This window comes from Enterococcus sp. ZJ1622 (assembly GCF_011038845.1).
In the GTDB taxonomy this organism is placed as follows: domain Bacteria; phylum Bacillota; class Bacilli; order Lactobacillales; family Enterococcaceae; genus Enterococcus_B.
This window is the reverse complement of sequence record NZ_JAAKDW010000006.1, coordinates 1-2,500: the sequence shown is the minus strand read 5'-3', so window position 1 is coordinate 2,500 and position 2,500 is coordinate 1. Positions and strand designations below refer to the sequence as shown.

Below are 2,500 nucleotides of genomic sequence, written 5' to 3'. Positions count from 1 at the left end.
GGGCTTTGACTTGTTGTAGGCACACGGTTTCAGGTTCTATTTCACTCCCCTTCCGGGGTGCTTTTCACCTTTCCCTCACGGTACTGGTTCACTATCGGTCACTAGGGAGTATTTAGCCTTGGGAGATGGTCCTCCCGGATTCCGACGGAATTTCTCGTGTTCCGCCGTACTCAGGATCCTCCTAGGTGCATTCCACATTTCGTCTACGGGGTTTTTACCCTCTTTGACTGACTTTTCCAAGTCATTCGACTATCTGAAAATACTACCATATCGGAGTCCTACAACCCCAATGAGCAAGCTCATTGGTTTGGGCTTTTCCCGTTTCGCTCGCCGCTACTCAGGGAATCGAATTTTCTTTCTCTTCCTGCAGGTACTTAGATGTTTCAGTTCTCTGCGTCTACCTCGAATGCGCTATGTATTCACGCAAACGTAACATCCTATCAAAGATGCTGGGTTCCCCCATTCGGAAATCTCTGGATCATAGCTTACGTACAGCTCCCCAAAGCATATCGGTGTTAGTCCCGTCCTTCATCGGCTCCTAGTGCCAAGGCATCCACCGTGCGCCCTTATTCACTTAACCTTATCAACCTTACGGTTGGGTTTTGATCTTTCTTCTAGCGATAGAAGTCCGATCAAGAAAATAAGCAATTGAACTTATTCTTAAAAAACTCATTCAACGCGGTGTTCTCGGTTTGTATTACTTATATTTACTTCAAATATCCAGTTTTCAATGAACAAATTAATTGAGAGTAAACCTCTCAAAACTGAACAAAGTAAGAACAAATTGTGTAGTCTCCGTAATATTCCTTAGAAAGGAGGTGATCCAGCCGCACCTTCCGATACGGCTACCTTGTTACGACTTCACCCCAATCATCTATCCCACCTTAGGCGGCTGGCTCCAAAAGGTTACCTCACCGACTTCGGGTGTTACAAACTCTCGTGGTGTGACGGGCGGTGTGTACAAGGCCCGGGAACGTATTCACCGCGGCGTGCTGATCCGCGATTACTAGCGATTCCGGCTTCATGCAGGCGAGTTGCAGCCTGCAATCCGAACTGAGAGAAGCTTTAAGAGATTAGCTTAGCCTCGCGACTTCGCGACTCGTTGTACTTCCCATTGTAGCACGTGTGTAGCCCAGGTCATAAGGGGCATGATGATTTGACGTCATCCCCACCTTCCTCCGGTTTGTCACCGGCAGTCTTGCTAGAGTGCCCAACTGAATGATGGCAACTAACAATAAGGGTTGCGCTCGTTGCGGGACTTAACCCAACATCTCACGACACGAGCTGACGACAACCATGCACCACCTGTCACTTTGCCCCCGAAGGGGAAGCTCTATCTCTAGAGTGGTCAAAGGATGTCAAGACCTGGTAAGGTTCTTCGCGTTGCTTCGAATTAAACCACATGCTCCACCGCTTGTGCGGGCCCCCGTCAATTCCTTTGAGTTTCAACCTTGCGGTCGTACTCCCCAGGCGGAGTGCTTAATGCGTTAGCTGCAGCACTGAAGGGCGGAAACCCTCCAACACTTAGCACTCATCGTTTACGGCGTGGACTACCAGGGTATCTAATCCTGTTTGCTCCCCACGCTTTCGAGCCTCAGCGTCAGTTACAGACCAGAGAGCCGCCTTCGCCACTGGTGTTCCTCCATATATCTACGCATTTCACCGCTACACATGGAATTCCACTCTCCTCTTCTGCACTCAAGTCTCCCAGTTTCCAATGACCCTCCCCGGTTGAGCCGGGGGCTTTCACATCAGACTTAAGAAACCGCCTGCGCTCGCTTTACGCCCAATAAATCCGGACAACGCTTGCCACCTACGTATTACCGCGGCTGCTGGCACGTAGTTAGCCGTGGCTTTCTGGTTAGATACCGTCAAGGGATGAACAGTTACTCTCATCCTTGTTCTTCTCTAACAACAGAGTTTTACGATCCGAAAACCTTCTTCACTCACGCGGCGTTGCTCGGTCAGACTTTCGTCCATTGCCGAAGATTCCCTACTGCTGCCTCCCGTAGGAGTTTGGGCCGTGTCTCAGTCCCAATGTGGCCGATCACCCTCTCAGGTCGGCTATGCATCGTGGCCTTGGTGAGCCGTTACCTCACCAACTAGCTAATGCACCGCGGGTCCATCCATCAGCGACACCCGAAAGCGCCTTTCAAATCAAAACCATGCGGTTTCGATTGTTATACGGTATTAGCACCTGTTTCCAAGTGTTATCCCCTTCTGATGGGCAGGTTACCCACGTGTTACTCACCCGTTCGCCACTCCTCTTTTTCCGGTGGAGCAAGCTCCGGTGGAAAAAGAAGCGTTCGACTTGCATGTATTAGGCACGCCGCCAGCGTTCGTCCTGAGCCAGGATCAAACTCTCATAATAAAAGTTAGAACAGTCTTTCAACTGTTAAGCTCAATTTGTTTGCTAGCATATTGCTTGCTTGTTAAAAATGTTTGTTGTCTTGAATCAATCAAGACGCCCTACACATTTGGTTTGTCTTACTTTGTTCAG

General features: G+C 49.5%; 2 rRNA genes (1 of these 2 cut by a window edge). Both read right to left on the bottom strand.

Annotation, left to right across the window (positions count from 1 at the left end):
• Window positions 1-580: ribosomal RNA gene (locus G7Y42_RS06880) — 23S ribosomal RNA — on the bottom strand; it reaches 2,334 nt to the left of the window's first position.
• Window positions 581-811: 231 nt separating this feature from the next.
• Window positions 812-2,371: ribosomal RNA gene (locus G7Y42_RS06875) — 16S ribosomal RNA — on the bottom strand.
• The 16S and 23S rRNA genes sit together here, the layout of an rRNA operon.
• Window positions 2,372-2,500 lie beyond the last annotated feature (129 nt).